The following is a 23,754-nucleotide window of genomic DNA, read 5'->3' as shown; positions in this document are numbered from 1 at the left end:
CGCTTAACAGCTCTTTTGCTTGTGGTTGTTGAAGCGCGTCTGCTGTTTGCTTGGGGAGAGCAGCTTCAGCTGTGGTAGCAGCGCATCCAGCAAGGCTTGTATTTTTTGTGTTGCTTGTTCATTGCTCTGAGCTTGGTTTGCCACCTGACTACCTAATAGCGACACAATTAAACGGTCCAACATTTGTGTAAAGCTCGATTGAGCTAAACTTGTTGGCGTGTTAGCAAAGGTTGCCACGCCCAGTTGGCTTTCTAACTGGTTTTTAACGGTGAGCGCGTTGACTGAGCGGTCATCAAGCAAGCGCGAAAATGCTTGGTTGACTAATTTCTGTAATTCAGGCGTTTGTTTGAATGTATCTGCTTTTGCGAGCTTTTCGATGGTTGCAGAAGCTTGGCGTAACATGTTTGGTGTGTTTTCTTTTTGTTCGGGCTTAGCCATGGGCAGAGTAAGCAGGGCTTCAATTACCCCTTTAATTTGATTGCTGGTAGGCTGAGGTACTTGAGGAGGCGAAGCGGTTACTTTTGTGCTTTGTGAATGTGTAAATTGCAACTGGAGCGTTTTAGCAGGATCTACAGGCACAGAACTCGCTTTACGATAAAGCGGCCGCTCTAAGACTTGTGTCAGCTGTTCAACTTGCTTGTTGCTAAGCGACAGTTTATCTGTGAGGGTGTCCAATAATAAGGACAGGGCTTTTTGTTTCACCTCAAAATCAACCGGTGGCGCTTGATATTTTGGTGTCTCTGCTAGCTGGTGTTGTAAGTAACGAGAAATGGAGCTGGCTAACTTTTCGTTTTGCAAAGGTGTGTGACTTTTTTGCAATGGTAATGGTTGCTTTGCCATTAGCTCTGTAAGATTAAGCTTTATTTGGTTTGAGAGTTGTTGCAGTGGCGTGCTTGATTTATTTTTATTGTGAGCACTTACTTTCTCGTTTGGCGCAAGCAGAGTTGAGACCGAGCGACTCAAAACATCATTTTTACCTTTCTTGACTGGGGAGTTCGCGGGCTGATCTACCTGATTTGTGAGTGGTTTACCAAAAGGTCTTCCGATCAGTACTTGCAACGCTTTTACTACCGTTGACTTAATTTGTTGCAGATTGACTTCAAGTAACGGTTTGTCATACGCCAGCGTATGTACTGACGCTAAGCGTGACTCAAGCGGTGAAGGTGCATCCTTATTGACTACGCTTACCTGTTGCAGCAAAGCGCTAAGCGGCTTTATGGTTTCTACTTTTACTTGTTGTGTCGATTTTGTGATATCAATTCCATTGAAAGCCGTTTTTACTTCGCCCTTTTGCCATGTGGTTGCTGCTGGCCAGTTACTGCTTATTGGCGATAAGGTGACTGAACGGTCATGAATGTTAAGTGTTATTCCGCTTGGCTGCGGCTTTACCTCAACACTGCTAAGTTGACTTGAGATAAGTTTTGCAATCATTGACTTAGGTAAAGCTGTACTAAACAGCAAGTCTTTAAATTGATTGACGACTTGCAAGGAAACATTACTTTGTTGGGCACTAAGATGGGCAATGAGTTTGTTTTCACTTGCGAGCAATTGTGCCACGGCTTGCGGAAGCGGTACTTTTAAATCAAGCGCCTTGATGTGTAATGTGGCGTCTGGCAACGTGGTAGCTGAAGACTGTACTACAGGGCTTGGCGTATGTGTCTTTAGCGTCGTTAAAATATCAAAAAGCTGTTTTGTTAGCGTTACTTGCGCTTGTAATTTGGGCGTTTGAAAGGTGATCACCTTGCCAGTTTCATCGATACTAACCTGTGCTTCTGGAAGCTGATTGGGCTGGGTTGGAGGCTTAAGCGCTAATTGGATAGTTTGCCAGCGGCCATCAATTGCCACATCCATTTTTAGTTTATCGTTACTAATTTGGATATTCTTCGCTGCAAACGGTTGGTTTTTGGCTAAGTCTAATCTCGATACTTCGCTATTATCTGTGCTTATCACAGATGCTGTCGTCGTATTTGTTGTAATTGGCAGCTTATTCATTATTTTAAATCAAATTTTCGCTAATCGGTCGCATCGGATTATTCGTATTACCATACCATTATGTTAGACTAACGCCCAATTTTAGGTAAAGAGAAGCCCAAGTTTGCTAGAGATAGACGCCGTCACTTGTACCAAACAAGATAGATGCTTGTTTGACTCATTAAGTTTCACTCTCCATGCGGGGCAGATCATGCAAATTGAAGGCCCAAATGGTGCCGGAAAAACCTCTTTGTTGAGGATCATTGCTGGGTTCGCCAGAGCGGACGAAGGGCAGATCCGCTACAACAGCACTGATATCAGCGATGATTATGATTCATTCGCTGCCGATTTATTATTTATTGGTCATAAGACAGGTGTCAATCAACAACTTAGCGCCTACGAAAATGTCCAACATTGGCTTATGGTTCATGGCGCTCAGGCCGATGAAGAAGAAGTCTATACACTGCTTGCCAAGCTCGGTTTAATAGGGCTTGAAGATGTACCTGTGCGGACATTGTCGGCAGGCCAACAGCGCCGTGTTGCGTTAGTACGTTTGTGGCTGAATCAGGCCAAGCTTTGGGTGCTAGATGAACCATTTACTGCGCTGGATAAAAAAGGGGTCGCCATGTTGCAAACCCAATTTCAGTCTCATCTTGACAAGGGGGCGCCATTTTATTGACGACCCACCAAGATCTCACCGCACATTTTGCACAGTTACAAACCTTGGCGTTGGAGTACCGTTTGTAATGCAGACTCAACATTCTTACTGGTTAGCTTTTAAATCGGTTTACGCCAAAGATGTGACCTTGGCCTTTAGACAACGCGCTGAGATAGTCAACCCGCTGTTGTTTTTCTTAATCGTGATCACCCTATTTCCGTTAGCAATTGGGCCCGAACCTGCGCTGCTTACCAGAATGGCACCGGGTATTATTTGGGTAGCGGCGCTTTTATCGACTATGTTAGGTCTAGATAAATTATTTAGGGACGATTACAACGACGGCTCATTAGAGCAATTGATTGCTTCACCTTATCCTTTATCGCTATCAGTATTAGCAAAAGTAGCAGCGCATTGGACAGTCAGTGGTTTGCCAATGGTGGTGCTTGCGCCCTTGTTCGCGCTGTTAATGAATCTCGAGTCGCAGTCTCTCAATGCGACTGTCTTGACCTTACTGATAGGTACACCGTTATTAAGTTTTATTGGGGCCATTGGCGCAGGACTCACCGTTGCATTGCAAAAAGGTGGCATTTTAATGAGTTTACTCGTCCTACCGCTTTATATCCCCGTATTGATTTTTGCAACGTCCGCCATAGATACCAGTAGCATGTCTTTAGCGTATGGTGGTCAGCTTGCAATCCTTGGTGCGATGCTTGCCGTCGCAATTGTTGCCGCACCAATTGCCATATCGTCAGCTTTAAGAGTGAGTGTAAGTTAAAATGTGGAAGTGGTTACATCCTTATGCCAAAGCGGAGCGTGCTTACCAACTGTGTAACACCTTGCTTCCTTACTTTGCCGTGATTGCGGTAGTGGGCTTAATTGTTGGATGGGTTTGGGGGTTAGCCTATGCGCCAGCCGACTACCAACAAAAAGACAGCTATCGTATTATCTTTATTCATGTGCCATCGGCTATCTGGTCAATGGGCGCATACTCTTCTATGGCTATTGCAGCGATTGTTGCCTTAGTATGGCAAATTCGTAATGCTGAACTGGCGGTTATCGCCATTGCGCCTATTGGTGCGGCAATGACTGCGATTGCGTTAATCACCGGCGCTGCTTGGGGTAAACCTATGTGGGGCGCTTGGTGGGTTTGGGATGCAAGATTGACGTCAGAGCTTATCCTATTGTTTTTGTATTTTGGTGTCTTGTCTCTATATCACGCCTTTGAAGACAAAAAATCAGGTGGTCGAGCTGCCTGTATTCTTGCCATTGTTGGGGTCGTTAACCTGCCTATTATTCATTTCTCGGTAGAGTGGTGGAATACGCTGCACCAAGGCTCAACCATCACCAAATTTGACACTTCAGCGATAGACCCTTCTATGTTGTGGCCTTTACTGATCAACATAGTGGCGTTTGCTGGTGTACTTGGCGTGGTAACACTTATTCGTTTGAAAAATGAAATCTTACGAAGTGAGCAACACCGTCCTTGGGTCCGCGAATTAGTGAATAGGGGTTAATCATGCAGTTTGAATCCTTCAGTGAATTTTTAGCCATGGGTGGCTATGGCTTTTATGTTTGGCTTTCATTTGGCTCATGTGCATTAATACTGGCTGGTATTTTAGTCGGCTCCATCATGGATGGTAAGAAGCTAAAGCAAGCGGTTAAGGCACAAATGGCAAGAGAAGCGCGCATTAAAAAAGCAAAAGAGGAGTCGCGAGCATGAATCCTAGACGCAAAAAGAGATTATTCACCGTTGTTGCCGTTATCTTTGGTATTGGGGCAGCGGTGGGGCTTACGCTATACGCACTACAAGAAAACATCAATTTGTTTTACACGCCGAGCGAGCTTGTTGAAGGTAAAGGTGAGTTAAAAGAAATACCGCAAATCGGCCAGAAACTGCGTATCGGCGGTATGGTTGTGCCGGGTTCCGTGGTGCGTGATGAAACGTCTTTAGATGTGTCATTTAAACTTATCGACACCGGTCCTATGGTTACTATTCGTTATAAAGGCATTCTTCCTGATCTATTTCGTGAAGGCCAAGGTATCGTAGCACAAGGGACGTTAGTTGAGTCTAATGTTGTTGAAGCGTTTGAAGTGCTGGCCAAGCACGATGAAGAGTATATGCCATCAGAAGTGGCGGAAGCCGTGAAAGGCATTAAGCACGAAAAGCCAAAATATAATTTAAACAGCGAGAACTAAGATGGTCCCAGAAATAGGTTACTTCGCTTTAGTTCTGGCGATGGCATTGAGCTTATTACTGTGTATTTTCCCATTGTGGGGTGCTTATACGGGTAATTTGAGGCTGATGAAAGCCGCTCCTTCACTGGCCGTTGGTCAGTGTATTCTTGTGGTGTTCTCATTTGTGGTACTGATCTACATCACATTAATGGATGACTTTACGGTTGCGTATGTGGCACATCACTCAAGCAGTACTTTGCCTTGGTATTATAAAATCACCTCAACTTGGGGTGGTCACGAAGGCGCAATTTTACTGTGGTTGGTGATGCAATCTATGTGGACCATGTTGGTTGCGGTGATGTCAAAGTCGTTGCCGTGGGTATTGCGAGCGCGTGTGTTAGGCGTACTTGGCTTTTTAGGTGTGGGCTTTATGCTCTATACCCTTTGGATGTCGAGCCCGTTTGAGCGTTTGCTTCCTTATTTCCCTGTTGAAGGGCGTGATTTAAATCCATTGCTGCAAGACCCAGGCATGATCATTCACCCGCCACTTCTTTATATGGGTTATGTTGGCTTATCTGTGTCTTTTTCTTTTGCAATTGCAGCGCTTTTAACCGGTAAACTGGATAATACTTGGGCTAAATGGTCACGTCCTTGGACAATGGCTGCATGGGGCTTTCTTACTCTAGGTATTACCATTGGCAGTTGGTGGGCGTACTCAGAGTTAGGCTGGGGCGGTTGGTGGTTCTGGGATCCAGTTGAAAACGCTTCACTGATGCCTTGGCTGGTTGCAACCGCATTATTGCATTCACTCGCAGTGACAGAAAAGCGCGGTGTGTTTAAGTCTTGGACTGTACTACTTGCCATCACCGCGTTTAGTTTATGTTTACTGGGTACCTTTATCGTTCGCTCCGGTATCATCGTTTCGGTGCATGCGTTTGCAACCGATCCCGACCGTGGTTTATATATCCTGTCATTCTTGGCTGTAGTTGTGGGTGGCAGCTTAGCGCTTTATGCAATGCGCGTAGCTCAAGTATATAGTGAAGGACGTTATCAATTCATTTCGCGTGAAGTGGCGCTGTGGATAAATAATATCTTCTTAGTGGTTGCGACCTTAATTGTATTACTGGGCACGCTATTGCCCATGATCCACAAAGAGTTGGGCTTAGGTTCTATTTCTATTGGTGTGCCTTTCTTCAATCAGATGTTTGCGGTATTAATCGTTCCGTTCGCGATTTTGCTAGGTTTAGCACCTATGCTGCGTTGGAAGCAAAATAAGATGCCGCCACTGGTGAAAAAATGGGCTTTACTGATTGTGGTTAGTTTAGTGCTCACGGCAGCCTGGTTGTACTCGAGCTATGAAGTGGTGGCACCACTGACATTTGTTGCGACAGCTTTAGCTGTGTGGATAAGCGTGGCTACTACTGCTGACTTATTTAATAAAGTGACTGTTCACCCAAGTGTTGCGATCGGCTTTAAAAAGCTAGGATTAAGCTATTGGGCGATGGTGCTGGGGCATGTTGGTATTGCCTTTGTTATTGCATCGGTGACGTTAACTTCAGCATATTCAGTCGAGCGTTCAGTGAGTATGAAGCCTGGTGAAACGGCGATGCTAAACGAGTACGAATATCGCTTTGATGGCGTGAAAGAAATTCGAGGTCCAAACTATGGTGGCCATGCAGGCGTAGTGACGGTATTCAAAAATGGTAAAAAAGTCACCGAGCTGCATGCAGAAAAACGCCGCTATGATGTAGGGATGCAGTTTATGACCGAAGCCGCTATTGATGATGGCTTCTTTCGTGATTTATATCTAGCACTCGGCGAGCCGCTTTCTGCAGGCGCGTGGTCGCTTAGGATCTATCACAAACCATACGTACGCTGGATGTGGTTAGGTGGGCTACTTATCTCTTTTGCCGGCTTCATTGTGCTTGCGGATAAACGCTACCGCAGCCGCGTGAAAAAATCATCCCAAGTGGAGGCTTAACATGAACCGCAAGTTATTAGGTTTAGTGCCTTTTTTGATATTTATTTTCCTTTGTGTGTTTTTGTACCAAGGACTATTTGGTAACCCAAGAGAGATCCAGACAGGCCGTTTAGGGCACACTATGCCTGAGTTTTCATTACCCGATTTAATGGATAGTGATAAAACCTGGACCGCCGACTCGCTTAAGGGTGAAGTCTACTTGATGAACGTATGGGGCACTTGGTGCCCAACGTGTATCGCTGAGCTGGGTTATTTAACTGAGCTTAGAGAGCGTGGCGTGAAAATAATTGGTCTGTATTACGAGCAGGCTTATGACCCTGATTTTGGCGACCAGTTTGATATCAATGCGTTAAGGCAAGATGTCAATAACATGCTAAGTCGTGCTGGTAACCCATATCAATTTAACATTCTTGATTTGGAGCGTACATTAGCGCTGGATTTAGGGGTTTCGGGCGCGCCAGAGACTTTCTTGGTAGATAAGCAAGGTAAGATTTTGTTGCATCATACTGGCGACATCAATGAACGCGTATGGCGCACTAAGTTTGCAGCAATCTATCAGGAGTTAACGCAATGAGATATGTAATTGTTTTGCTTTTAATGATGGTGACCGCAGCGGTGCAAGCAACGGAAGACAAATATAACTTTGCTACAGCTGAACGTGAGCAAACTTTCCGAGAGCTGACTCATGAGCTGCGTTGCCCAAAATGCCAGAACCAAAACATTGCAGATTCAGATGCCGTCGTTGCTAAAGATCTGCGTGACAAAGTTATTGCTTTGGTTAATGAAGGCCAGTCTAAGCAAGAGGTCATTGACTATATGATAGACCGCTATGGCTATTTCGTTCATTATCAACCACCTGTTACGCCTGCAACAATCGTGCTTTGGGTACTGCCTGTGGCAATCATTATTTTAGGCTTCGGCTTTATTGTATTTCGTCAAAAACGCGCAGCGAAGAAGCAAGACTGGAATGCCGCGGACGAACAAAAGCTGGCTGAGCTCATTAATCAATATCAACGTCAGGAGCGTGAGCAGTGAGCGAATTCTCGACAGATTTAACCCAAATGTGGTTTTTGTTCCTTCTGCTAGGCGTATTTGCCGGTCTTTTTGTGGTGTTTCCGTTTATTAAAAAGGAAAAGCGTCTCACGGTCGATCACGATGCGAATGCTGAGCGTATCGATATTTTCCATCAGCGTTTGGAAGAGTTAAAAGAAGAGCTTGCTAATCAACGTATCGAAAAAGACAGTTATAATGAATCCGTGATTGAGCTAAAGCGCCGCTTATTGAATGAGTTATCGTCCGAACAGTCATTGACGAGTCGTGGTGACAACCGTGTGCTGGCGCTGACAGGTATTGCTTTTATGGTGTTGGTGACAGGGGTTTTTTACTATTACACTGGTAGTCATAGGCAGATTGCAAGCTGGCACGAAGCCGTCGAAAAGTTACCTGAGTATGGTGAGCGAGCGGTAATGCAATCTGGAGAGCCGTTAAATGCCAATGAGCTACAAGCTTTTGCACTGGGGCTAAGAACTAAACTAGCAACCGCTGGCGACGATGCGGTTGCATGGATGCTGCTGGGTCGCGTTGCAATGTCACTGAGTGACTTTGAGATGGCGATGCAGGCATTTGATAAGGCTCTTGTGATGCAACCTAATAACAATAATGTTTTGGTGAATTATAGCCAAGCGTTGTTGATAGAGGGCTCTGAGCCAAGTACGAATCGCGCGGCTAAAATGTTATCAAAAGTGCTCAAGAATGACCCGACTAATATTGATGCGATAAGCCTACTGGCGTTAATTGCTTATGAGCGTCAAGATTGGAAAGAGTCAAAAGCCGCATTTGAAGTATTGTTATCACAATTGACCAAAGATGATCCGCGTTATGAGATGATCGCAGGGCGCATTGCTGAAATCGAGCAAAAACTGGGTCAACAAACTGATGAATCTATGGCTGTCAAAGCCAGAATTGTCGTTACCGTAACCATTTCAGCTGAGTTACAGAACAATATTCCAAATGACAGTACCTTGTTCGTTTTTGCAAAAGCGGCTGAAGGCCCTGCTATGCCATTGGCGGTGGCCAAAATTACAAACTTTAACTTGCCAATGACGGTAAACCTAGATGATAGTATGGCGATGATGCCTGAATTAACCTTGTCGAAATTTTCTCACGTTACGATCACTGCACGTATTTCTAATGATGGTTCAGTAATGCCTTCAGATGGAGAACTTGAGGGGGTTTCAAACGTAATTGAACTTCAACAAGGCGAAAACCAGCTCAATGTCGAGATTAGTCGTGTCTTAACAAATACAGGGAAATAAATGCTTAAAGCTGTGCTCACAGGTTTACTTGCGTTGACCGTTGTCGGTTGTGCGCAAGTACCCGAAGAGAAAAAGGATCCACGAGATCCTTTTCAATCACTAAACCGCCCACTCTATGATTTCAACATGGATGTGTTAGATGCCTATATTTTGCGTCCTGTTGCTAAGGGATATGTTGCTGTGACTCCCGCTCCCGTGCGCAGTAGTGTGGTCAATTTCACAACCAACATTGCCGCGCCGACCGATGCGGTAAACGCGGCGCTGCAGGGTAAGCCTGATCATATGGCAATTAATGTTGCTCGCTTCTTAGTTAATTCTACGGTTGGTATTTTTGGCTTGTTTGATGTTGCGAAAACACTTGGCCTAGAGCTCAAAGACGAAGACTTTGGCCAAACCTTGGGGGTGTGGGGCGTTGGTGATGGTGCATATATTATGGTCCCAGGTATGGGGCCGACGACCGCGAGAAATTTAACGGGTGACGTGGTCGATAACTTTGTCTTGCCAGAAATTGCACTCACTACGCCACAAACGGTGTTAGTGTTTGCGCTGCGCGCGGTTGAAGCTAGAGCTGCGTTGATGTCACAAGAAAAGCTGCTTAATGAGTCGCTTGATCCATACACTTTCTTGAAGGATGTATATTATCAACGTCAGTTATATGAGCTATATGATGGCAATCCGCCAATGGAAGAAGAGCCGGATGATTTTGATGAGAACTTCTTAGAAAACCTATAAAAATAAGGTCGGCATTCGCCGACCTTTTCGTTATCTTGGTGTAGGATTTAGAAACGCCAGTTGAGATTGGCCCAGAGCGTTCGTCCCGGTTCATTGACTCGGTCAGTCTGGTCAAAGCCACTTACCGCAGCGCCTGAACGACTTAAATGCTCGGCATAAGTTTTATCGAGTACATTGTCTACACCAGCACTGAGCTGTAATGCATCGCTATATTGGTAATTGGTGTTGAGTGCAAGTGTACCAAAGCCAGTAGTCGCAGCGATATCTTGGCCTGCAATATTTCCTTGGCCAGTCGCCACTCTATGCTGGTTTTGTACTAGCCGCACCAATCCGCCTAGTTGCCACTTATCGCTCAATTGATAATTGCTTGCAATACGCAGTTGTAGAGGTGGTTGCTGGGCTAGCGCGAGGTTGTCAGTAAGGTTGTTACCCTTTACATAATTAATACTACCTGTGAGTTGTAGCGCTTTGCTTGCTTGCCACATTACTTCTCCTTCAAAACCGAAGGTTTCTGCGTCAATATTTCTGGTCACTTTTGATGTCATATTCATCTTTTCAAACATATTGTCTATCAATAAATAGTCGTCGATTTGGTTATAAAACATCGAGAAATTGACGTTAATGTCTTTGAACTGCTTCACAAGTCCTGCGTCTAGCTGCAAAGTTTTTTCGGTATCGACATTAAAGGCAGAAATAGACGTTTCACTTCCGCGGTTACCCCCCACCACTTCCCAATAATCGGGAAAGCGCTCTGTAACGCCAAAACCGACAAAGTAGCTGCTGTTTTCAGATTGTGCTTGATAACGACTAAATCCGCTGAATAACGTATCGTTTCTTGTTTGTAGGGCGGTTGGGTTTGGTTTCATCGACATCATAGCGCTTATCATGGTGCGGTGATCTTCACTTTGCCAATCATCAATACGTAAACCGCTAACCCATTGGCTGGAGCGACTCAATTGATATTCGAACTCGGCGAATACACCGAGTTGTCTGAATTTTGCATCGATCTGGCGCGGCATCGTTTCGACCGGATTGTTGAATTGATCTCGGCTGACTCGATTGCGATGCTCGTTTGTTTGATAATCGACACCGTAAATAAAAGTATGTTGCGTATTGATTTCCGAAGTCAGCGTAAGGTTTGCCCCATAAGTTTTTCGGTCAGGATTGGAAGACGTTGGGGTTTTCATCATCATGTTAGCCACAAAAGGACGTAGGCTATGATTGTCCATGATATGGTCGACGTAATTATAGTAAGCGTTGAATGTTAGCTCTTCAATAAGTGATGAAAGGGAAGATAATTTGATATTCAGGCCAATATTTTCGCGGTCGAAGAGGCTGCCATCCATCATACGGTCGGCATAGGCAACTTCTCCATCGCTCACCCCGTAAGTGATGGAGTAAAATGCGTCATCGGTAGGAGTGTAGGCAAACTCTGTGTCTATATTCCAGCGCTCATAAGCAGAGTGAACTTCGGTGCCGTTGCCATCTTCATAATCATCGGCATCGCTGTAATTTGCGGCGATACGGGCATACCCGTTTTCATTACCAGTCTTGATATCGCTATTGACACTATGGCGACCTTGACTAGAAAGTACAGCATTGGCAAAGCCAATAACTTCAGATTTAGCAAGACGTTCATTGTCACGTTCAAACACTACTGTAGCAGCGCTGTTGCCTGGGCCGTATAACACTGTTTGCGGGCCCTTGATGACTTTTAAGGTGTCATAGGACTGCGGAGTGATATATGCCGTAGGCGGATCCATACGGCTACCGCAGCCACCAAGCGTTTGACCATTGTTGGCGATAATGGCAATTCGAGAGCCTGCCATGCCACGAAACACCGGATCGGCGCTTGCACCACCTTTTTTAATTAATGAAAACCCGGAAATAGAAGAAAGCAAGTCCGCGCCATCTTGTGCTGGTAGTGGTTGGCGAACAGCTTTCGTGTCCGTTGTAAGCGCAATTGGTGTTTGCATCGGCGCAATAACAACGATTTTTTCAATTTCATCAGCATGGGTTATGGACGATAAAGAAACAATAGCGAGAGAAAGTAGGGTGCGTTTCATAAGTTCACTTTGAAGTTGTTTTAGTGGACTTATTTTATCGCTATCAGGCGCTTAGCGGGATGCGACAGATTGTCGCATCCTTTAATAGGTTACTCTATCGCTTTTATTTGAGTGTCACTCCAAATTTGCGATGTTTGATATAACTTTGCGATATTTTGGCTGGTTACGCCGAGAGATTTAGACATGCTCTCAACACTATCCCAGTCACCTTTTTCCATAGATTCCGCAAGGTCTAGGTAAATACCAAAAGCACTTGATTTTTTCAGTAAGGTTGACTTAATTTCTTGAGATAATGGTAATTTCTTCAATAAACTGGCCATGTCATCATCAAGTATGGCGTCCATAAGCGACATCATACCAACCAAAAATGTGCTCCCAGTATCGGATATTTTATTGGCCTCGGTTGCTATTGCTTCCATAAAATGTGCGCGCAATAATGACAGTGAAAGTAGTTCTTTGGGCTTTTCAGTATTAAGTTGTGAAGCAAACAACAATGAGATCAGGCGTTTAAGCTCTTCACTACCGAGTACAACCAAGGCTTGCTTAATCGTCGATATCTCGGCTCTGCGTTTAAACACGGCACTATTAGCATACCGAAGAAGTTTGTAGCTTAGATTTACATCACGCTCAAATACTTGTGTGATCCTAGCAAGATCGGGCTCAACGCTCGAAGTTTCATAAAGCAATTCAGCCATGGCTAATTCCGAAGGAGCTAGCGCTTTGGTTTTGACCATTTCGGGTTTGGCAAAAAAGAAGCCTTGAAAATACTTGAATCCAAGCGATTTAGCGAGTTCAAACTGCTCGTAGGTTTCCACTTTCTCTGCCACTAAATCAATCTGAGGGTAATCCTCTATTGCCGCTTTAATGACATTGATTTGCTCAAGGTTAGTCGCCAGCAAATCGACTTTTATCTGGTCGATATAGGGAAAGAAATGGCGCCATACATTTTGGTGATGATAATCGTCAAGTGCGAGCGTATAACCTTGTTCTTTTAGTTCTTTGACACAGGCTAAGAGTCGTTTTCCTGGCTGTACTGTTTCTAATATTTCTACGACGACTTGGTCGGGCGCTAACATTTGCACATAGCCTTTTGCTAGTGTTTCTAAAGTGAAGTTAATGTAAGCAGGGTACTGATTTGTAAGGTCATCTAATCCTAAGGTAAATTGGCTACCTTCAACCAAGCGGCTTGTCGCTTCATCGCCGTCAATCTCGGGAAATACGTTATTTAAACCATCGCGAAATAAAAGTTCGTAGCCAATCAATTCCCTTTGGACATCAAAAATTGGCTGACGAGCCGCGTAAAAGTACATAGAGACTACCGTCCAAACAAAATGCTATTGGGTTAAATATAAGGTAAAAGTGCAGTCAGGTCACGTCGGGAAATTGAGTTTACTGAATATGGGTAAATACCAAACATAGAATGAGTGATTAGTAACCAGTTGAATTAGGTACGAATGAAAGACAGTTTTGGTCAATGGTCGCAGGTGGTTGGGTGTATGGTTTGTGCGTGTTATAGTGAAGCCTTTATGTTTTTGGCTTTTATTCAAAGTGAGTTAGAAATCGAATAATTAAGTTACAGAAAAAGCTCACATTTGGAGAAGAGCCCAACTAACACTTAGGAGGCTAATTTGGAGATAGGTACGATAATCTCTCTCGCACTATACTTTATTGCGATGTTGGGAATTGGGTTATATGCATATAAAAAGTCGACCAGTGATGTGTCTGGTTACATGTTGGGCGGTCGTAGCTTACCACCAAGTGTAGCGGCGCTTTCAGCTGGCGCATCCGACATGAGTGGTTGGATCTTAATGGGTCTTCCGGGCGCCATGTTCCTTTATGGTTTTAGCAGTACATGGATTGCAATTGGTCTTGTAATCGGTGCTTGGCTTAACTATTTATTGGTAGCCCCACGCCTACGTGTTTACACAGAGTATGCAAATGACGCGATCACCATTCCTGACTACTTTGCAAATCGTTTCGAAGATAAAGGAAACGCGCTAAGAATAGTCTCTGCGTTGGTTATCATTGTTTTCTTCACGTTATATACCTCTTCTGGCGTGGTTGCGGGCGGTAAGCTGTTTGAAAGTTCCTTTGGCATGAGTTATGAAAGTGGTTTATACATCACGACTAGCGTTGTTGTGCTTTATACTTTATTTGGCGGCTTTTTAGCGGTAAGTCTGACCGATTTTGTACAAGGCTGTATCATGTTTATCGCTTTGATTTTAGTTCCTTTAGTTACCTTCTCACTGCTTGATAATCCTCTATCTCAAACACTAAATGAATTAAACCCGACGATGTTAACTTGGGTAGGCTCGGCTGGCGCAATAGGCATTATTTCAGCAATGTCTTGGGGTCTTGGCTACTTTGGCCAGCCTCATATTATTGTGCGCTTTATGTCTGTTCGAAGTGTGAAAGACATGCCGACAGCGCGTCGCATAGGTATGAGCTGGATGATAGTTGCAGCACTCGGTGCTGTGGGCACTGGTTTGTTTGGTGCAGCATACGCACATGAACATGGGATTGTTGTGGATGATGCAGAAACTATTTTCTTGATTTTATCTCAGCTGCTGTTCCACCCATTGATTGCGGGTTTTTTACTTGCAGCTATTCTTGCTGCAATTATGAGTACTATTTCTTCGCAGTTGTTAGTGAGTTCGAGTTCGTTAACAGAAGACTTTTATAAGATATTTTTGAATAAAAAAGCTTCGGATACAGAGCTTGTGCTTGTTGGTCGTATTAGTGTGTTAGTTGTAGCGCTTGCTGCCATTTATCTTGCGTACGACAGAGATAGCTCGATTCTAGATCTTGTAAGTAATGCTTGGGCTGGTTTCGGTGCGGCATTTGGCCCGCTGGTGTTGATAAGCTTATTCTGGTCTCGCATGAATTTTGCCGGCGCGCTTGCTGGTATGGTATCTGGCGCAGTGACTGTGTTGGTTTGGATCTACGGTCCGTTTACTTATAATGGTGAGCCGCTTAGCGCGACACTATATGAAATTGTCCCTGGGTTTATTGTTGCGACAGTCGCTATCTTTGCTGTCAGCCTAATGACCAAGGAGCCAAGTAAAGAGATCACAACCCTATTTAAGAAAGTAGAAAGTGCACTTGATTAAAGTCGGTTGAAGCGAATAAAAAACGGAGCAATCAGCTCCGTTTTTTATTTTTTAATATACGGTTTAAGGAGTCACTTTAAGCGTGTTCTTTCAAGTGGTTAATCACAACTTCATGGTGATCTTTGGTCTTAAACTTATTGAACACGTGCTTGATGGTACCGTCTTGGCCGACTAAGAAAGATAGGCGATGAATGCCATCATATTCTTTACCCATAAATTTCTTTAGTCCCCACACTCCAAACTTATCGGCTACCGCGTGGTCTTCATCCGACAGTAAGTCAAAGTTAAGCTCTTTTTTGTTTTCAAAGTTCTTTAACTTTTTCACAGGATCTGGACTAATGCCTACGGCTAGCGTGTTTAAATCAGCAAGTTCAGCTTTGTGGTCGCGTAGGTTTTCTGCCTGAACCGTACAGCCCGGGGTCAATGCTTTAGGATAAAAATAGACTAAGACTTGGTGAGACTTTAATAAAGTAGCAAGTTCAACGGTCTCGTCGTTTTGGTTTTGCAGTGAAAATAGTGGCGCTTTATCACCAACTTTTAAAGTATTCATAGTAAATCCTTAGCGAATGCGTCTAAATATATAGTCTACGTTTAAGGAGTGAGAAAGATCTTCGAACTGAACTTTAAAGTTATCAATATCCACATCCACTGGAATATTAAACTCAAGCTCGCAGCGCATATGTAGCTCATCTTCTTGCTCAAAGGTATCTGACTTCAATGAACAAATATTCACTCCTTGTGCTGCAAAATAGCGCGTTACTTTGCTTAATGTACCGGGAGTATCTAGTCCTTCATATTCCAAAGTATAACCTGCACTGTATTCGCCTTGCTGATGGCTCGACGTGCGTTTCATCATGGTTAAGAGACCGAGTTCCATGCCTTTGGCAGGTAAGGTATGTTCTACACGACTAATAGACGCCATGTCACCGGCGAGTAACATAATAAAGGTAAATTCATTTCCCAATATTGCGATGCGGCTGTCAATAATATTACAGTTGCAGTCACTCACAAGCTGTGTCAATTCGCCAACAATACCAGATCTGTCTTCTCCTATGGCGGTTAAGACAAGTTGATGGTTTGCATGCATGGTCATTTTGGAACCTCTGATTTCACGTAATGCGCTCAAGGTTAATAGTTAACGCGAAATACTACCATATCTGAGTTTTAGCGCTAGCGCGTTGTAATAAAAAATAGAATTAGGGTTGCGTTGCATGGTTGCTTGTTTTTCTAATGTATGACAAGTAACATAAGGCAAAATTTTGGCTATGAGATGTGCGTTCCCAATATAGTACGAGGAATGTTTGATACCATAGCGTTATTAATTCAGAGATTGTCAATTTTTGGCAACTTTGTGTGAACCAATTCGGCAATCCTAAATCATAACTTTGATTCGAATAACAATAGGGTTTGCTAAGGAGTAAATGAGTGCAGTATTGGATCCCAAAATCACTGGTTCTTGGAATTGCCGTGAGTCTAAGCGGCTGTAGTATTTTCACAAACGATGCACATCATGAAAGAAATTATCGTGCAAATGCACCGGTGAAAGCCCCTGAGGGCTTAGCTCAGCCTTATCGAGACCCAGAATTTGCAATGCCAGTTGGCCAATATGAAAATACAGCTGAGCCGGTAAGCTACCGTGCACCGCAACAGGTATTAACGGTTGCACAAGGCAGTTGGGTAGAGCAGGGCGAAGAAGCTGCAAGGATCTTTTTTGATAAAAATGACGGCATAGAAGATTTACCGGCATTTATTTGGCGTGCTGTAGATGGCGTCGTGGCGATGCATAATGCTGGGCTTGAAAGCGATAACAAAGCGCAAGGCTCGGTGATTACAACTTGGTATTCACTGATCAAGCCAAAAGACGGCTGGTTCTGGGAAGACGCGGCAGAACCATCTAAGCAAAAGTTTAAGTTTACTGTCGAGCAAAAAGAACATCAGCGTACGGCTTCAATTCGAGCTGAATTAGTGGATTATCAAGGCGATGGTGAATTAACTGCGCTTCAGAAAAACCACCTCGAAGTACGGGCACTGAACGAAGTTGTTTCAGAATTTGACTATCAATATCGTCTACTGCAAGTTGAAATGCGTAAGCGCCAAGGTGTACTGGCACTTGAACTTGGGTTTGACAAGAATGGTGATTCGGCGCTACTGACTGAAAAAGGTCAAGAAGCGGTGCTTGATCGCTTCTCTAACTTCCTAGAAAGAAGTAACTTTACGGTTGTCCGTGTCGATAGAGAAAAGCAGGAAGTTTTGGTTCGTTACGAAGCACCTGAAAGCAGCGTTTGGGACTCTATTTGGGGTGAAGAGGCGGTTGTCTTGCCAATCGACAATGGTGATTACACGATAAAAATCGCTCAAGCGCAGGATACGCGTACTTCTATTACCTGGAAGGATAGCGAAGGCAACGTACTTGATGCAAACACCATGAATAACCTGCACCAAGCCTTGATCACCCTGCTTAGGCAAAAAGGTCTAACAATCTAATAAATATAATAACTTAAAAACGAAAAGAGCTTCGGCTCTTTTCTTTGTTTTTGTGGAAGTAAAAAATGACAGAGAGCACTATGACACCACGCTCCACCTTACAAACGTGGTTTGCGTTTATCGTACCGTCATTGATTGGTATTTTTTTATTTATGACGCCAGTAGCGGTAGGGGAAGCAATGACTATCCCAATTGCTGTTATGGCGAAGTGGTTACAAGCGCAAGTCGCTCCTTTTATTAAAGACATGATTGTCGCAATAGTATGTATTACCGGGATCATGAGTTTAGTGATGAAGCTCTTAAGACCCCAAGCGCTATTAAAAATAACCATAATAAAGCATCTATTTGACGTTAGTTGGATTTGGTTGATAACCCGACTAGTTGGCATGGTGTTTATTGTGCTTACCTTCAATGGTGTTGGTCCAGAAGCGATCCATTCGGAAAATACAGGTGCATTAGTGTTAAATGACTTATTACCTGTACTTTTTTCTGTCTTTATTCTTGCTGGTTTGTTACTGCCATTACTCCTTAACTTTGGTTTACTTGAGATGGTTGGCACACTCTTGACCAAAGTGATGCGCCCGCTATTTGGTGTGCCAGGTCGTAGCGCTGTAAACTGTGTTGCTTCTTGGCTTGGCGACGGCAGTGTAGGTATCTTGATGACTGCTCGCCAATATGAAGATAAGCATTATACACAACGAGAAGCAGCTATTATTGGTACTACATTCTCTGCGGTTTCCATTACTTTCTGTTTAGTTGTTATTGGTCAAGTTAAACTCGAACACCTGTTTGCTCCGTTTTACCTCACCGTATGTGCAGCTGGCTTTGTAGCAGCTATTATAGTGCCGCGTTTACCGCCACTAAGATTCAAAAAAGATATCTATGTCGATGGTAGTGATCACAACCAAGACTCAGAAGCGGTTCCGGAAGGAAAAGGGCTGTTCGGTCATTCTTTAGATATTGCACTTGCCAAGGCAAAAACGGCACCTGGGCTGAAAGGAACATTAGAAGAAGGCCTACATAATGCCTTAGATATGGTCTTTGCTGTGTTACCTGTAGTTATGGCTGTCGGTACTTTTGCTCTAATCATCGCAGAATACACCCCTGTATTCCAATATTTAGGCACACCGTTCGTTCCTTACCTCGAGCTACTCAATGTGGCAGAAGCAGAAAAAGCAGCACAGACGATAGTGGTAGGCTTTGCCGATATGTTTATTCCGTCAATCCTTGCTGCAGGTTCTATTGAAAGTGATACCACCAGATTTATCGTTGCGGCTATGAGTGTTACCCAGTTAATTTACATGTCTGAAGTTGGGGCATTACTGCTTGGTAGCAAAATCCCGGTGAACTTGTGGGAGCTATTCCTTATCTTTATTTTAAGAACGCTTGTTACCTTACCTGTTATCGTCTTTATGGCGAAATGGTTAGTCGGCTAAAGCAGAACATTCGATAACAGAGTCCACTGATAACCCACAATATTTACCCGCTTCAATATTGTGGGTCAGTTGGCTAACTTCATGCTGATATTTATTATCCTGTTTCTCTCCATAATCGTTATTAATCAATGCTAAAAGTAAGTCATCAAACTCCCACGAAAAATCATCACTAGAGCTATGGTTTAAGGTATGGGGCTTAAATTGGTATAACTTAATTTTCAGGATGAACGATCTTACTACCCTCAAATTGCAGCTTTTTTAAATCACACAACCAAAACATTGCAATTTGAGTGTAAAAATGAAACCAAAACCAACCATGCAAACACCACAAAAGCACCTGTTTCAAGTCGAGCTTATTGATATTGTTTCACCGCGTCATGAACTCGTGAAATTGGCAAAACTCATTGATTGGCAGCGTCTAGAGGTTGAATTTAAACAGCATTATGGCGATAAAGGCGCTGGCGCCAAGCCTATCCGCCTGCTTGCGGGTCTCGAATACCTGAAACAAATTCACAAACTGTCTGACGAAAACACGGTGGCCATGTGGTGCGAAAACCCGTATTGGCAATATTTTTGTGGCATGCAATTTTTTACGCATGAACCGCCTTGCAGCCCAAGTTCAATGACACGCTTTCGCAAGCGAATTGGTGAGGATGGCGTTGAGTTAATGCTGTCACTCACGGTAGATGCGGGCATTAAAAGTAATACCATCAAGCCTTCAAGCTTGCGAGAAGTAGTCGTAGACAGCACCGTTATGGAGAAAAATATCGCCCATCCAACAGACAGTAAACTACTAGAAAAATGCCGCAATAAACTGGTTGGCTTCGCTAAGCAAGCCGGCATTGTGCTTAGGCAAAGTTATGAACAAGTAGGCCCTAAGGCCGCTCAAAAGGTGGCAAGTTATGCTCATGCCAAACAATTCAAACGCATGAAGAAAACACTGAAAAAACAGAAAAACTATCTCAGGCGAGTGATGAAAGACATATTGCGGAAAATCACCGAGCAACCAATCAAGGAATTCTTCGACACCCTACAGCAGGCTGAGCGGCTGTTAAAGCAAGAAAAAACGAGTAAAAACAAACTCTATAGCCTACATGAGCCGGGTGTTGAATGTATCGCCAAGGGAAAAAGCGCAAAGCCATATGAGTTTAGTGTCAAAGTGAGTGTCGCAACCACATTGAAAGAGCAGTTTGTGGTGTGCGCTCATGCAATGCACGGCAACCCCTATGACGGTGACACGTTATGGGAAACGTTGAGAATAGTAGAAAACGTCACAGATAAAAGGCCATACAGCTGTTTTGTAGATAGAGGTTATCGCGGGCACTTTGCAGAACGTTATGATGTGTATATTGCGGGGCAAAAACGTGGTGTGACGCCGAGCATTAAGAAAAAGCTCAGGCGACGCAACGCGATAGAGCCAATCATCGGGCACATGAAACAAGATGGCCACTTGGGTCTTAACCGTTTAAAAGGAAAGCTCGGTGACAGGCTTAACGAAGGCCAAAACTGCCGTAAAATCCTAGCCCAACTGCGGCTTTTTTATGCCTGGATTTTATATCAGTTATTAGCAGCAAAATGCGCTGTGTAATAATAGAATTGTCGATAAAATTAATGCCCAAGTCTGGATTGATTGAATGCGGCCAACCTAAGCATTAAAACGTCAATATTCAGGAGCGACTAAATAGGTAATTTTATAAAGAATTGTAAGTTTATGATTTCTGGCTTAGTTAGTTTTTACAGGTTGAATATAAGAGAAGGTAAGGGATTTTAAAGTAAGGTGCTCACACTCTATCTGGCCATTCTTTGAGGCCAAGCAGAAAGTACAGTCGTCAGTGTTTTAGGCTTTCCGAGCGCAAAAAAGCCCCATTCGACATGAGGCTTGAGAAAAGTCAGTGTTTAACAGTGAAGTTATCTAGATGTGTATAAAGTACCTAACACTTCAATTCTAGCTTCAACTACCTTTCCAGATTGCTTCAACTCAGCAAGTTTACCAAGTAAATCTTGATTGCTATTTACACTAACAACAGCAATTCTGCCACCGTCATATGTATTTTCAACTGCAACGCCGTAATCACTTGCTAAATCGCTTGCTGACGCATCGTCTTTCAATAGAAGGTTAATATTGCCAGACACTGGAGCAATTTCACCATTAAAAATATTTTTTACTAAAGAGCCTTTAGTGAACAACTTACTGACAGAAGTTGACTTAACCAAAGCTTTATTGCCTTTTTTGCTAATAACAGCATTGGGGTCTGCAATTGTTGCAGGAACTAATGCATGATCAGACATGATTTTATAAGCACCAAAGTCAGGTTGTTCAAAACTTGCCACTTTGTTGACCTTCTCCATTTTTGGAGTCAAGTTGTCATTAGCTTCTGCTTGAGTCAAGAATAGTGAACCCGTAATTAGTGCTGCGATTTTTAACTTGTTCATAATATACACTCCCATTACTCAGCAGATTGGTGACCAAAGATACGTACAGCTGCGCCCATCAATTTTGATGGTGTAGAGTTGTTTACGTAACCATTATAGACAATATCGCCTGTGCTAGCTGTTGCAAACGATTTGTCAGAAACGTCTAGCACGCGAATTGTCCATTCCCCTTTGGCAGACTCGCCATAGAAGCTATTTGATAAAAATACCCCATTTTTCAGGATATAACCGTTCTGGAAACCAGCTCCACTAAGATCGTATGCTGGGCGTATCAACGCTTGTCTAGATGACAATAAAACGCTTCTAGTTCCACTCGGAGAGATAACTTCAATCGCTAAATCGGATCCCGCAGTAGACTGAAGGACATCTTCACCACTTTGCATTCCCATACCGAATTCATCGTTGAATACGTCTAGTTTAAACTGAGCTGCTTCAACTTTGATATCATCTTCAATTGTGACTTTGTATGTCGCACCAACTAAGCTATTATCAGGAATTAGCATTTCAAGTGATTCTTCTGCTACAACTGAGCCTTCGCCGATCCAACCAGTAATGACTTCTTCACCTAAATCGTTAGAGTAAGACTTAGCCATTTTCACAGCTTCGCCAGCATCTACACGTCCAAATCCGTAAAGATTATTATGGCTATAACCAGCCGCATTCTCAACCCAACCATCATGTGCTACGAATTCGTTATCACCTACGGGTACAGTTACGGGTGCATTTTCAGCATCGTTCTTGGTGCTAGTTGATGCAATGATGTGACGCACATCCCTCCAAGTCAGCTCATTGTTAGCTGATAAAATCAATGAGATCACACCTGATGCATTAGGGGCAGCTGATGACGTTCCGTTCATAGAAGAGCGGTAGTTGCAGTTTGGGTTATCAGGGTGTCCTGGGTAATCAAATGGGTATTGACTTGCAGCAAACTCTTCACCATAAACACCAGACCAACCAGCAATTGTACGGCCAGTATAACCTGAGCTACCACTCAGACAGGTCATCGGATCCGTGGTGACCATGGCAGGAGCCCAACGGCCATATTCTCCGGCTGGGGCTGCAGCTAATAGATTAGAACCAGCACTTGAATAGCTCGTGTGTTTACCATTTGAGTTAACAGCACCAATAGAAAAGTAGTATGGGTGGCCTTGACTGCTTTCACTGTTACTATTGTAACAAGTTAATCCAAGGTCATTTGCACCATTATCCTCACAGAATGACCCTTCCAAGTCTTCACTAACGAAGCTATTACCGCTTGATTTTACGTTGGTCGACCCCTTACCTGATCGAAGCTTTCTGTTTGGATAAGACTCAATGGCTTCATCGAGTTCTGAATAGCTAAATTGAACAGGGTAGGTAAGACCATAACTGCGGTTGAATACAGAAATAGACTCACTTTCTGTGATCCCAGAGCCTGGGAAACCATGAACTAAAAGATCTTGCTTCGGCGTTTTTTCGCCGCTTGCCAATAAGTTCATTCCAATGAGGCCTGTATCGGGTGAAACACCTCGGCCACCTAAGCCATTCCAGCCTTTTGAGGCGATAAGGCCAGCTACGCTGGTACCATGGTCACCATTGGTTGCCTTGCTTGTTGGGTCTGTTTTATCCAAAGCGTCGTTTAAAAGGTTTAATGATCGATTCGGAAGCACATTAGGTGCTAAATCTTCGTGTCGAATTTCAAGTCCAGAGTCTACTACTACCGCAGTAACGCCTTGACCAGTAACACCTTGAGCGAATGCGCTTTTCACGTTCATATCTTCGCCGGCGACTAAGGTTTTTGTTTCCGCTTCTTCAAATTCTTTATCCCAATATTGTTGGGCTTCCTCTTCTGTCATTATTCCACGGCCTACATATAAGTCGACGAGACCTTGTTTCATTTCGTCACTTAGTGCATATGCTTTCTGACCGGTGTTGTTTAAGTGCCATTGTTGGCTAGCTAGTGGATCCGTAATGGCTGCTGGGATCTGGATGCTACCACTAGCAGATTTACTGTTTGCTGTCACTGTGAAGTTAATTGTTGCCGCTTCGCCTGTAACTGACAGGTAGTCAAACGCGTTGATACCTTTTAGTGTCAAAATACCATGTGAAAGAGTATAAACATTGTTTTCTGGGGTGATCTCAGTTTCACCATCAAATATTGTAATAGATAGATTGTCACTATCCGCGTCGGAGGCTTGAATAGAACCTGAAATGGTTTGCCAATGTTTTACATTTTCCAGCTGGGTAACACCAGCCTGAGGTGCATGATCTAGCTCTTGAGCTGAACTATTTTTGTTGTTATCGCTTCCACCACAAGCAGATAATGCTAGCACTATCGCTGCGGATAAAGCGGTATATTTGAATTTATTGTTATTCATATTATTTACCTTTGTACACTTTGCGGTAACGAATGT

At 43.6% G+C, this 23,754-nt stretch carries 21 protein-coding genes; 14 read left to right on the top strand and 7 right to left on the bottom strand.

The features are described from left to right. Positions 1-3 precede the first annotated feature (3 nt). Entirely contained in the window at positions 4-1,992 is a 1,989-nt protein-coding gene (locus B1L02_RS10730; RefSeq protein ID WP_232003066.1) for a flagellar hook-length control protein FliK, read from the bottom strand. Positions 1,993-2,095: 103 nt separating this feature from the next. On the opposite strand from B1L02_RS10730, the gene ccmA reads away from it, so the two are divergent. The 10 genes from ccmA to B1L02_RS10680 all read left to right on the top strand — a co-directional run bounded on the left by ccmA (position 2,096) and on the right by B1L02_RS10680 (position 9,832). Further along, the gene (gene ccmA / locus B1L02_RS10725) at positions 2,096-2,650 is read left to right on the top strand and encodes a cytochrome c biogenesis heme-transporting ATPase CcmA (protein ID WP_335682182.1); all 555 of its coding nucleotides are present in this window, start codon (positions 2,096-2,098) and stop codon (positions 2,648-2,650) included. A gap of 67 nt (positions 2,651-2,717) precedes the next feature. Next, complete coding sequence (gene ccmB, locus B1L02_RS10720) at positions 2,718-3,404, top strand: heme exporter protein CcmB (protein ID WP_010606377.1); 687 nt, start codon at positions 2,718-2,720, stop codon at positions 3,402-3,404. Between the two features lies 1 nt (position 3,405). Beyond that, positions 3,406-4,143 carry a heme ABC transporter permease gene (locus B1L02_RS10715; RefSeq protein WP_010369087.1) on the top strand — a complete coding sequence of 246 codons (738 nt, stop codon included), beginning with the start codon at positions 3,406-3,408 and terminating at the stop codon, positions 4,141-4,143. 2 nt (positions 4,144-4,145) lie between these two features. After that, positions 4,146-4,349 carry a heme exporter protein CcmD gene (gene ccmD, locus B1L02_RS10710; RefSeq protein WP_088531002.1) on the top strand — a complete coding sequence of 68 codons (204 nt, stop codon included), beginning with the start codon at positions 4,146-4,148 and terminating at the stop codon, positions 4,347-4,349. Further along, a complete protein-coding gene (gene ccmE, locus B1L02_RS10705) occupies positions 4,346-4,825 on the top strand; it encodes a cytochrome c maturation protein CcmE (RefSeq protein WP_010369083.1) in 480 nt (159 codons plus the stop codon). The genes ccmD and ccmE overlap by 4 nt, the downstream gene beginning before the upstream one ends. 1 nt (position 4,826) lies before the next feature. Next, a complete protein-coding gene (locus B1L02_RS10700) occupies positions 4,827-6,785 on the top strand; it encodes a heme lyase CcmF/NrfE family subunit (protein WP_088531001.1) in 1,959 nt (652 codons plus the stop codon). Position 6,786: 1 nt separating this feature from the next. Then, positions 6,787-7,359 carry a redoxin family protein gene (locus B1L02_RS10695; protein WP_045961646.1) on the top strand — a complete coding sequence of 191 codons (573 nt, stop codon included), beginning with the start codon at positions 6,787-6,789 and terminating at the stop codon, positions 7,357-7,359. Continuing rightward, positions 7,356-7,820, top strand: coding sequence for a cytochrome c-type biogenesis protein (locus tag B1L02_RS10690; RefSeq protein WP_088531000.1), 465 nt, complete (start codon positions 7,356-7,358; stop codon positions 7,818-7,820). Before B1L02_RS10695 ends, B1L02_RS10690 begins: the two co-directional genes overlap by 4 nt. Before the next feature lie 26 nt (positions 7,821-7,846). Further along, entirely contained in the window at positions 7,847-9,100 is a 1,254-nt protein-coding gene (ccmI, locus tag B1L02_RS10685) for a c-type cytochrome biogenesis protein CcmI (protein WP_420541215.1), read from the top strand. After that, positions 9,101-9,832 carry a VacJ family lipoprotein gene (locus B1L02_RS10680; protein ID WP_088530998.1) on the top strand — a complete coding sequence of 244 codons (732 nt, stop codon included), beginning with the start codon at positions 9,101-9,103 and terminating at the stop codon, positions 9,830-9,832. Positions 9,833-9,879: 47 nt separating this feature from the next. Here the strand turns inward: B1L02_RS10680 and B1L02_RS10675 are convergent, their stop codons facing one another. Next, complete coding sequence (locus tag B1L02_RS10675) at positions 9,880-11,898, bottom strand: TonB-dependent copper receptor (RefSeq protein WP_088530997.1); 2,019 nt, start codon at positions 11,896-11,898, stop codon at positions 9,880-9,882. Positions 11,899-11,987: 89 nt separating this feature from the next. Next, entirely contained in the window at positions 11,988-13,208 is a 1,221-nt protein-coding gene (locus tag B1L02_RS10670) for an EAL and HDOD domain-containing protein (RefSeq protein ID WP_088530996.1), read from the bottom strand. 318 nt (positions 13,209-13,526) lie between these two features. On the opposite strand from B1L02_RS10670, the gene putP reads away from it, so the two are divergent. Beyond that, positions 13,527-15,008 (top strand): sodium/proline symporter PutP, encoded by a 1,482-nt coding sequence (gene putP, locus B1L02_RS10665; protein WP_088530995.1) that lies wholly within the window; start codon positions 13,527-13,529, stop codon positions 15,006-15,008. A gap of 76 nt (positions 15,009-15,084) precedes the next feature. Here the strand turns inward: putP and bcp are convergent, their stop codons facing one another. Both bcp and B1L02_RS10655 read right to left on the bottom strand, forming a co-directional pair. Continuing rightward, complete coding sequence (bcp, locus tag B1L02_RS10660; protein WP_088530994.1) at positions 15,085-15,558, bottom strand: thioredoxin-dependent thiol peroxidase; 474 nt, start codon at positions 15,556-15,558, stop codon at positions 15,085-15,087. Between the two features lie 9 nt (positions 15,559-15,567). Then, the gene (locus B1L02_RS10655; RefSeq protein ID WP_010369065.1) at positions 15,568-16,101 is read right to left on the bottom strand and encodes a glycine cleavage system protein R; all 534 of its coding nucleotides are present in this window, start codon (positions 16,099-16,101) and stop codon (positions 15,568-15,570) included. A gap of 332 nt (positions 16,102-16,433) precedes the next feature. Between B1L02_RS10655 and bamC the strand changes: the two genes are divergently transcribed. The 3 genes from bamC to B1L02_RS10635 all read left to right on the top strand — a co-directional run bounded on the left by bamC (position 16,434) and on the right by B1L02_RS10635 (position 20,516). Beyond that, positions 16,434-17,492: an outer membrane protein assembly factor BamC gene (bamC, locus tag B1L02_RS10650; protein ID WP_088530993.1), complete on the top strand. Its 1,059-nt coding sequence runs from the start codon at positions 16,434-16,436 to the stop codon at positions 17,490-17,492. Positions 17,493-17,557: 65 nt separating this feature from the next. After that, positions 17,558-18,928: a YjiH family protein gene (locus B1L02_RS10645; RefSeq protein ID WP_088530992.1), complete on the top strand. Its 1,371-nt coding sequence runs from the start codon at positions 17,558-17,560 to the stop codon at positions 18,926-18,928. A gap of 298 nt (positions 18,929-19,226) precedes the next feature. After that, the gene (locus tag B1L02_RS10635; RefSeq protein WP_410477299.1) at positions 19,227-20,516 is read left to right on the top strand and encodes an IS5 family transposase; all 1,290 of its coding nucleotides are present in this window, start codon (positions 19,227-19,229) and stop codon (positions 20,514-20,516) included. 320 nt (positions 20,517-20,836) lie between these two features. Here B1L02_RS10635 and B1L02_RS10630 read toward each other — a convergent pair whose 3' ends face one another. Both B1L02_RS10630 and B1L02_RS10625 read right to left on the bottom strand, forming a co-directional pair. Further along, positions 20,837-21,361 carry a hypothetical protein gene (locus tag B1L02_RS10630; RefSeq protein WP_088530990.1) on the bottom strand — a complete coding sequence of 175 codons (525 nt, stop codon included), beginning with the start codon at positions 21,359-21,361 and terminating at the stop codon, positions 20,837-20,839. 14 nt (positions 21,362-21,375) lie between these two features. Continuing rightward, positions 21,376-23,718: a S8 family serine peptidase gene (locus B1L02_RS10625; RefSeq protein WP_088530989.1), complete on the bottom strand. Its 2,343-nt coding sequence runs from the start codon at positions 23,716-23,718 to the stop codon at positions 21,376-21,378. Between the last annotated feature and the right edge of the window lie 36 nt (positions 23,719-23,754).

Source organism: Pseudoalteromonas piscicida, from assembly GCF_002208135.1.
Taxonomy (GTDB): domain Bacteria; phylum Pseudomonadota; class Gammaproteobacteria; order Enterobacterales; family Alteromonadaceae; genus Pseudoalteromonas; species Pseudoalteromonas piscicida_A.
Note: the sequence above shows the minus strand (reverse complement) of the source record. Positions and strands in the feature narration are given on the sequence as shown.